Genomic DNA, 8,336 nt, shown 5'->3' on the forward strand with positions numbered 1-8,336 from the left:
GGGGGGCGGGCCCCCACCGCCCCCGCGGGGCCCCGCCCCCCCCCCCGCGGCCCCCCTTACTGGGGGGGGGCCCCCCCCCGGCCCGGGGGGGCGCCCCCCCCCCCCACGGCTCCTGTCGTGGTGACGTGCTCAGCCGACGGTGATCGTGCCGTCCGCGCCCCTCGTGCAGGCGACCGCCCGGGCCGTCGTCGTGGCGGCGCCGGCGAGGCAGCGGCCGAGGACGGTGTGGCCCGCGGCGTTCGGGTGCCAGGACTCCTGGCACGTCTGGAAGTAGCTCACGCAGGTGTTGGCGATGCGCTGGACGTCGATCTTGTCCTTGCCGGACAGGCTGGTGACGAACGTGCCGGTCGGCCCGTCCTGGAGCCGGATCGGGGTGGCCAGGGCGTTGGCCGGGCTGCCGTCCTGCTCGCACAGCCGGGCGCCGTCGAACGCGCGTTGCACGTTGAGCAGGACCAGGTCGGCGTGGGGGAACTCGGCGGACAGCGCGGCGTGCGCGCCCTGCACCACGGTGCCCAGCCGGGAGGAGAAGACGTGGCCCGGGGCGAGGCTCGCGCGGTGCACGGGGCAGCCCGCGGCGTAGCGCTCGGCGCCGAGGTCGCGGAACTTGTCGCGGGTGTCGGTGCGCCCGTCCTCCTCGTGGTAGCGGGGGGCGAGGTCGAGCGGCAGGGGGTTGGTGTAGTCCTGGAAGACGATCCGGTGCCGGCCGTCGGCGTCGACCTGGGCCAGGGTGGTGAGCAGGGAGCGCAGGGCCGCGGTGGTCTCGGCGGTCGCGGCCGCGATCTCGGCCTCCGTGGCGAGGTCGGACACCGCGCACGGCTCCTGCGGCACCGGGCCGCCGAGGTAGGCCCAGAACTCCCACCAGCCGGTCCAGGCGTCGGCGATGAAGCGGTTCGCGCACAGCGTGGCCACGTCGCCGAAGGTGAACGAGCTGTTGTTCGAGCCCAGGCCGACCAGGACGAGGTCGATGTCGTGGGTGGCGGCCACCGCGCGGAGCTGGTCCAGCTGGGAGGCGACGGCACGGCCCTTGGCCCGGCTGCCCGAGGGGTTCACCACGTCGTGCGGCTGCCCGCCCGAGCAGGCGAGGTTGAACCGGGCCTGGATGCCGGGCAGGGCCGCCTGGTGCAGGGACGCGTTGGCGGAGCGGTGGCAGAAGAAGGCGTTGGTGTTCGGCGCGGACCAGCCCGGGAAGCCCTGGGCCACGCCGTTGACGTCGGTCACCGGCTGGTAGGAGCCCGCGCCCTCGCCGCTGACGAAGCTGTCGCCGATCGCGACGGCGGCGGTGGGCAGCGCGGCGGCCGCGGGCAGCGCGGCGGCGGGCGCGGGTTGCGCGGCGGCGGTGCCGGACCAGGCGAGGGTGACGGCGAGCGCCGTCGCCAGCGCCGGGCGTCGTAGCAGGGACATGACGACCTCCTCGTTGACGGCCGATCTGACGTGAAATTGGTTCACGTCGGTCTGTCGGCGGTCAAGGCCGAAGGAACGCGCCGGGACGCCGTTGACGAGCGGTCCCGCGTCGGCACGGAGTGCGTCACACGATCGGGGCGTCACACGTTCGTGGTAACACCATTCGGGGATGCCCAAGGTCCGCCCGGCGTCGGAGGATGGAACGCCTTCACCCTGCTTTCCTGGTTCACGACTCGAACGGACCTGCCCAGGGGGTAATGATGACGGCGGAACGCGTGGTCGTTTCCATCGAGGACGAGGGCGCGGCGCGCACCGGGGAGGGGCACGTCGCCGCGGGTTGGCTGGTCGAACCGGACCGGGTCGTGGTGCCCGACCCGCCGCCCGGCCTGCTGGACGGCAGCCTGGAGGTCGCGGTCGTGCTCGCCGGGGGCGGGAGCCCGGTCGAGCGCATCGCGCCCGCCGAAGTGAACGCCGTGCGGGTCGCGGGCGCGGAGTTCGCCGTGCTCGACCTCGCCTCGGCCTCGCGGCACGCGCCGAACGCGGTGATGCCCGAGCCGGTCGTGCTGGAGGCGGCGATCGCCGCCCACGGCGGTGACGTGCGCGCGGCGTTCGAGGCCGCGGGTACCGGCGGACCGGTGCGGCCGGGCGACCGGGCGTGCGCGAAGCACAATATCGTGAACTGCGCTCGATGCCCGTGACCCGGAGCGCGGTGAAGTCGGTCGCCGCGGACGTCGTGCTCGCGTTGGTGGCGGGGGCGATGGACGTGGTGCTCTACTCGCACGTCCCGCTGCGGCCGGAGGAACCGCGGTTCTGGTTCACCCTGGGCTACCTGGGGTTGATGTTCGTCGTGCTCCTGGCGCGCCGGTGGCGCCCGATGGCGGTGTTCGTCGTGGTGCTGGCGCTGGCCGCGCTCGCCGCGCCCGTCAGCGGCTTCGACTTCCGCCCCGAGATCGTCGTCTACCTCGCGCTGTTCACGGTCGCCGAGCGGTGCCGGGTGCGGGTGGCGGGCGTGGCGCTGGCCGCCGCCCTGCTCTACGCGCTGCACACCTCCACCCCGGACTTCGACCTGTCCCGGCCGGAGGAGTTCGTGGTCGACGTCGCGGCCGCCGCGTACCTGACCCTGCTGCCCCTATCGGTGTGGGCGACCGGGCGGTGGGTCCGGACCAGCCGCGAGCACGCCCGGCTGCTGGCGGCCGGCCGGCGGATGGAGGCGCGGCAGGCGGTCGCCGAGGAGCGCGGCCGGATCGCGCGCGAGCTGCACGACGTGGTGTCGCACGCGGTCACCGTGATCGTGCTCCAGGCGGCGGGCGGGCGGCGCGTCCTCGACCACGACACCGCCCGCGCCGCGCGGGCGTTCGACACGATCCAGCGCCTGGGCGAGAACGCGATGGGGGAGCTGCGCCGGATGCTGGAGGTGCTGCGCGCCGACGGGGACGCGGCCGAGCCGCAGCCCGGGGCCGACGACGTCCCGGCCCTGCTGGAGTCGTTCCGGGCCGCCGGACCGCGCGTCGGGCTGCGCGTGGTGGGCGACCGGCGGCCGGTCGCGCCCGCCGTGGACCTCGCCGTGTACCGGGTGGTGCAGGAGGCCCTGACCAACGTCACCAAGCACGCGGGCGCCGGCGCGACCGCGGAGGTGCTGCTGACCTGGACCGCCGACCACGTCCGGATCGAGGTGTCCGACGACGGCGGCCGCGGCCCCGCCCACCACCGCGCGCTGTCCACCGGGCACGGGCTGTCCGGCCTGCGGGAACGGCTCGCCGCGCTGGGCGGCAGCCTGACCACCGACCGGACGCCCGGCGGCGGGTTCCGGCTCGTCGCCGTCCTGCCGCTCGCGGACTCCGTCGAGCCGGTGGAGTTGTCGGGGTCGGCACGGGGACCCGCCGGTCACGCCTGAACCACCGGTCACGCCTGAACCACCGGTCACGCCTGAACCACCGGTCACGCCGGCACCGCCGACCGCGCCCGCACCGCCGACCGCGCCCGCACCGCCCGAACCGCCCGCCGCGCGAACCGCGGATCGCACTGAACCGCCCGCCGCCCCCGAACCGCCCGCCGCCCCCGAACCGCCCGCCGCCCCCGAACCGCCTGCGGATCGCACTGAACCGCAGGCCGCGCGTGAACCGACCGCCCCACGTGAACCGACCGCCGCGCGTGAACCGACCGCCGCGCCTGAACTCCGCGCCGCCCCTGAACCCCGGGCTGCCCGTGAACCGCGCGCCGCGCCCGAACCCGGGCCGGGCCGGAACCGCGGGTCAGCGCGGCTGGTGGGCGGACGCGGCCCGGAGGAGGCGCAGCTGCCCGATCTCGGTCACGTTCTTCATCAGTTCGGCGTTCACCCACGCCACCATGTGCCCGACCGTGCGGTCCGGCCACGGGAAGGTGGACGGCGCGGACAGGTCCAGGGCCGGCAGCAGCCCGACCCACTCGTCCCGCAGCCCGCGCAGCCAGTCCACCACCCGGTCCGGACCGGGCCAGGTGACCTCCGCGCGGTCGCGCGGCGGGCGTGCCAGCGCGTGGTCGATCGCGACCGACCACCACCAGCCCAGGTGCCAGGACACCCAGGCGACGGTGGGCACGGGCACCGGGTCCGGTTCGGTCTCGGCCCAGTCCGGCACCCCGTCCCGGATCGTCCACACGAGACCAGCCGGTTCCCACAGGTGGTCCTCGGGCGTCAGCCGTTCCAGGTGGAAGTCGAACAGCGACCAGGTCAGGTCGAACTGCCAGCGGAGCAAATCGTGAGCGGGCATGCGGTGATTGTGCACGGCGGGATCCATGACGGATGTCATGGCGTGGTCGTGACGGGTGGAACCCGGACCGGCCCGCGTCGGAGCGCACGCTCGTCCCATGACACACGCAACAGCCGTTCGCGCCGGAGCCGCACTGGCGATGCGCGACCTGCACAAGGCGTTCGGCGAGGTCCGGGCGGTGGACGGGATCGACCTCACGGTGTCGCCCGGCGAGGTCGTCGCGCTGCTCGGGCCCAACGGCGCGGGCAAGTCCACGACGGTCGACCTGCTGCTCGGTCTGTCCACGCCGGACCGCGGCGAGATCGGCGTGTTCGGCCGCACGCCGCGCCGGGCCGTGGCGGACGGCGTGGTCGGCGGGATGCTCCAGAGCGGCGCGCTGCCGGACGACGCCACGGTCGCCGAGACCGTGAGCCTGATCGCCGCGCTGCACCGCGACCCGCTGCCCGTGGCCGAGGTGCTCGACCGGGCCGGTGTCGCCGACCTGGCCGACCGCCGCTGCACCAGGCTGTCGGGCGGGGAGAAGCAGCGGGTCCGGTTCGCGCTCGCGCTGGTGAGCGACCCGGACCTGCTGGTGCTCGACGAGCCGACCGTGGCGATGGACGTGGAGACCCGCCGCCGGTTCTGGCGGTCGATGCGCGACTACACCTCCTCCGGGCGGACCGTGCTGTTCGCCACGCACTACCTGGAGGAGGCGCAGGACTTCGCCGACCGGGTGGTGCTGATGCGGTCCGGCCGGGTCGTCGCCGACGGTTCCGTCGCGCGGGTGCGCGCCGCCGTGTCCGGCCGCACGATCCGCGCCGTGACGCCGGGCGCGCGGCAGGCGGAGCTGGCCCGGCTCCCCGGCGTGCGCTCCGCCGAGCTGCGCGCCGACCGCGCCGTGCTGACCTGCGCGGACTCCGACGCGGCGCTGCGCGCGCTGCTGGCCGCCCACCCGGCGGCCCACGACATCGAGATCACGGCCCTCGGCCTGGAGGACGCGTTCCTCGCCCTGACGGGAGACCACCGGTGAACACCCGATTCCTGCTGCTGGAGCTGGTCCGCGCGGTCCGCAACGCCCGGTACCTCATCTTCGCCGTGGCGCTGCCCGCGGTCATGCTGCTGCTGTTCGTCAACCTCTACGGCGGCAAGGGGGAGACGTTCCCCAACGGGCTGCCGGTGGTGACGTCGCTGATGATGAACATGGCCCTGTTCGGCGTGATGTCGGGGCCGCTGGCCACCGGCGCGCGGATCGCGGTGGAGCGCGGGTCCGGCTGGCAGCGGCAGTTGCGGCTGACGCCGCTGTCCGGCGCCGGGTACGTGCTGACCAAGGGCGTGCTCGGGATGCTGGTCGCGCTGCCCGCCGTGCTGCTGGTCAGCCTGGTCGGCGCGGTGGTCGAGGGCGTCCGGCTGGAGCCGGGGCAGTGGGCCGCGGTGCTGCTCGCGCTGTGGTTGGCGGCCGTCCCGTTCGTGCTGATCGGGATCGTGATCGGGCTGGTGGCCGAGCCGGACGGGATGCAGGCCGTCACCACGGCGGCGACGATGCTGTTCGGCCTGCTCGGCGGGATCTGGATCCCGGCCGACGTGGCGCCGGGGTGGCTGCGCGCGGTGATGGAGGCGCTGCCGACCTACTGGGTGAAGCAACTCGCCCAGGCCCCGCTCGTGCCGGGCGCCGAGGTGGGGCACGCGCTGCTGGTGGTCGGCGCGTGGGTGCTGGTGCCGGCGTTCGTGGCCGCCCGGCGCTTCCGGGCCGGGCGGGCGTAGTGCCGCGTCCCACGATCTCGACCGGACCGCGGGCCCGGAGGGGCGGGTCGGTGGTGGAGCCGCCCCACCACGCCGGTCGTCGGGCCGCCGATCCGGGATCCGGCATTAGTTTGGCGACATGCGCGACGCGGTGAAGTGGCTGCTGTTCGGCTCGGTGTTCGTGCTGATCTTCGTGCCGCGGGCGGTGTACGAGACCGCGGTGGGCGACGGCTCCACGCCGCGGAAGGTGCTGGGGATCTCCCTGTTGACCGCCTACTCCGTCGGGTGGCTGCTCCTGCCGCTGCTGTGGCGGCTGGAGCACCGGGACGACCGCCGGACCGCCGCCTGCCTGGCGCTGACGGCGCTCGGCCTGGTCACGGTCGCGGTGCTGGGGCTCGACGCGGCCACCCTGATGATCTACGTGATGGCGACGACGGCGATGGCCCTGCCCACCCGGCGGGCCGTCGTCGTCAACGGCGCGGTGCTGGTGGGCCTGGCCGTGGCGATGGCGGTGACCGGGGACCTGCCCGACGACGTCGACCAGCTCGGGACGGTGTTCTCGGTGACGCTCGGCATGGGCGCGATGGGCCGGGCGCTGCGGGCCAACCGGGAGCTGCGGCGGGCGCAGGAGGAGATCGCCGCGCTGGCCGTGGTCGAGGAGCGCAACCGGCTGGCGCGCGACCTGCACGACGTCCTCGGGCACAGCCTCACCACCATCACGCTCAAGGCGGGGCTCGCCCGGCGGCTGCTGGAGCGCGACGACCCGGGCCGTGCGCGCGAGGAGGTCCGCGACATCGAGACCCTGACCCGGCAGGCGCTCGGCGACGTGCGGGCGACCGTGTCCGGGTACCGGGAGGTGTCGTTGTCGGCGGAGCTGGTGGGCGCGCGTGCCGCGTTGCGCGCGGCGGGCATCGAGGCGGACCTGCCGCACGCGGTGGACAACGTGCACCCGGACCTGCAACGGGTGTTCGGGCACGTGCTGCGGGAAGGGGTGACGAACGTGCTGCGGCACTCGGCGGCCACCCGGTGCGAGGTGCGGTTGGGCGACACCTGGCTGGAGGTGCGCGACAACGGCCGCGGCCGCGGCACGGGCGTGCCCGGCACGGGGTTGGCGGGCCTGGCCGACCGGCTCGCGGAGGTCGGTGGCACGGTGGAGGCCGGACCGGCTGCGGGTGGCGGGTACCGACTGCGGGCGGAGGTCGCGTGATCAGGGTGCTGTTGGCCGACGACCAGGCGTTGGTGCGCGGCGCGTTCGCCGCCATGCTGGGGCTGGAGCCGGACATCGAGGTGGTGGCGCAGGTCAGCGCGGGCGACGAGGTGGTGCCCGCGGCACGCCGGACCGCGCCGGACGTGGCGCTGCTGGACGTGCAGATGCCCGGCCTGGACGGGCTGTCGGCGGCCGCGGAGCTGCACGCCGCCCTGCCGTCGTGCCGGGTGATCGTGTGCACCACGTTCGGCAGGCCCGGCTACCTGGCGCGGGCGATGGCGGCCGGCGCGGTCGGGTTCGTGGTCAAGGACGCGCCGCCGGAGCACCTGGTCGACGCGGTGCGGCGGGCCCACGCCGGGCTGCGGGTGGTCGACCCGGTGCTGGCGGCGGAGTCGTTGGCCCACGGGCGCAGCCCGTTGACCGAGCGCGAGCGCGACGTGCTGGCGTGCGCGCGGGACGGCGGCACGGTGGCCGACCTGGCCAAGGCGCTGCACCTGTCGGAGGGGACGGTCCGCAACCACCTGTCCGCCGCCATCGGCAAGACCGGCGCGCGCACGCGGGCCGAGGCGGTCCGGGTGGCCGAGGAGAACGGCTGGCTGTGACGACCGGTCAGGCGCAGGGCTCGGCCGGGCTGCCCAGCGCCGCCGCGGGCGTGCCGGTGGCGAGGCCGGTCAGCGTGATCGGCACGCGCACGCAGTTGTCGCCCTCGTCCAGCTCCCGCAGCCGATTGCCGGGATCGATCCGGGTGACGAGCGCGTACGTGCCGTCCGCCAGCCCGCCGACCTCGATCATCTGGTCGGGTAGCGCCCACCAGTACTCGTCCGCCCAGCCCCGGGAGATGCCGTTGCGGAACGCGTCGACGCCCGGCGGCGAGTCGGGTTCCGGGTCCAGGCAGCGGGGCGCGGGGTAGGTCTGCGGCGCGTTGCCCTTCCGGTCCCACCAGGCCAGTTCGGTGTCGGCCATGCAGAAGCCGTTCTTCTTGCCGACGGCGGCGGGGCCGGTCCCGGTCGGCCGCCCGGCGGCGTCCACGGCCCACAGCTCGGACACGGAGAAGTCCTCGAAGTGGTAGTGGGCGTGGATCGGGTGGTAGCGCATCGAGCCGACGGACGGGACGTCGGTGAACGTCCCGTCCGAGCGGTGGACGCGCTGGGCCCCGGGCACCTCGTCCGGCCGCTCGCCGGCGGGCGTGCGGTAGCGGACGTCCACCGGGCCGTCGCCGGTGTTGGCCATCGCCAGGCCCAACCACAGGCCCAGCCCCCCCG

9 protein-coding genes are annotated in these 8,336 nt (G+C 75.3%); 6 read left to right on the top strand and 3 right to left on the bottom strand.

The genetic code is table 11. From position 1 onward, the window contains the following. Positions 1 to 129: 129 nt before the first annotated feature. The gene (locus tag ACFXGA_RS29055; RefSeq protein WP_378093253.1) at positions 130 to 1,401 is read right to left on the bottom strand and encodes a hypothetical protein; all 1,272 of its coding nucleotides are present in this window, start codon (positions 1,399 to 1,401) and stop codon (positions 130 to 132) included. Between the two features lie 275 nt (positions 1,402 to 1,676). Here ACFXGA_RS29055 and ACFXGA_RS29060 point away from each other — a divergent pair, with 275 nt between their 5' ends. Continuing rightward, positions 1,677 to 2,099, top strand: a complete 423-nt coding sequence (locus ACFXGA_RS29060; RefSeq protein WP_378093255.1) for a hypothetical protein — start codon at positions 1,677 to 1,679, stop codon at positions 2,097 to 2,099. Beyond that, entirely contained in the window at positions 2,090 to 3,295 is a 1,206-nt protein-coding gene (locus ACFXGA_RS29065) for a sensor histidine kinase (RefSeq protein WP_378093257.1), read from the top strand. Before ACFXGA_RS29060 ends, ACFXGA_RS29065 begins: the two co-directional genes overlap by 10 nt. A gap of 358 nt (positions 3,296 to 3,653) precedes the next feature. Here the strand turns inward: ACFXGA_RS29065 and ACFXGA_RS29070 are convergent, their stop codons facing one another. Next, positions 3,654 to 4,148, bottom strand: a complete 495-nt coding sequence (locus ACFXGA_RS29070) for a DinB family protein (RefSeq protein ID WP_378093259.1) — start codon at positions 4,146 to 4,148, stop codon at positions 3,654 to 3,656. 97 nt (positions 4,149 to 4,245) lie between these two features. On the opposite strand from ACFXGA_RS29070, the gene ACFXGA_RS29075 reads away from it, so the two are divergent. From ACFXGA_RS29075 to ACFXGA_RS29090, 4 genes are all read left to right on the top strand, one after another. Then, a complete protein-coding gene (locus ACFXGA_RS29075; RefSeq protein ID WP_378093261.1) occupies positions 4,246 to 5,157 on the top strand; it encodes an ABC transporter ATP-binding protein in 912 nt (303 codons plus the stop codon). Further along, positions 5,154 to 5,888: an ABC transporter permease gene (locus ACFXGA_RS29080; protein ID WP_378093263.1), complete on the top strand. Its 735-nt coding sequence runs from the start codon at positions 5,154 to 5,156 to the stop codon at positions 5,886 to 5,888. Before ACFXGA_RS29075 ends, ACFXGA_RS29080 begins: the two co-directional genes overlap by 4 nt. Positions 5,889 to 6,006: 118 nt before the next feature. Next, positions 6,007 to 7,074 carry a sensor histidine kinase gene (locus ACFXGA_RS29085; protein ID WP_378093265.1) on the top strand — a complete coding sequence of 356 codons (1,068 nt, stop codon included), beginning with the start codon at positions 6,007 to 6,009 and terminating at the stop codon, positions 7,072 to 7,074. Continuing rightward, complete coding sequence (locus ACFXGA_RS29090) at positions 7,071 to 7,676, top strand: response regulator transcription factor (RefSeq protein ID WP_378093267.1); 606 nt, start codon at positions 7,071 to 7,073, stop codon at positions 7,674 to 7,676. Before ACFXGA_RS29085 ends, ACFXGA_RS29090 begins: the two co-directional genes overlap by 4 nt. Before the next feature lie 7 nt (positions 7,677 to 7,683). Here the strand turns inward: ACFXGA_RS29090 and ACFXGA_RS29095 are convergent. Further along, a partial coding sequence (locus ACFXGA_RS29095) for a lysyl oxidase family protein (RefSeq protein WP_378093269.1) occupies positions 7,684 to 8,336 on the bottom strand: 653 nt, incomplete at its 5' end.

The organism is Actinosynnema sp. NPDC059335, assembly GCF_042752395.1.
In the GTDB taxonomy this organism is placed as follows: Bacteria; Actinomycetota; Actinomycetes; order Mycobacteriales; family Pseudonocardiaceae; genus Actinosynnema.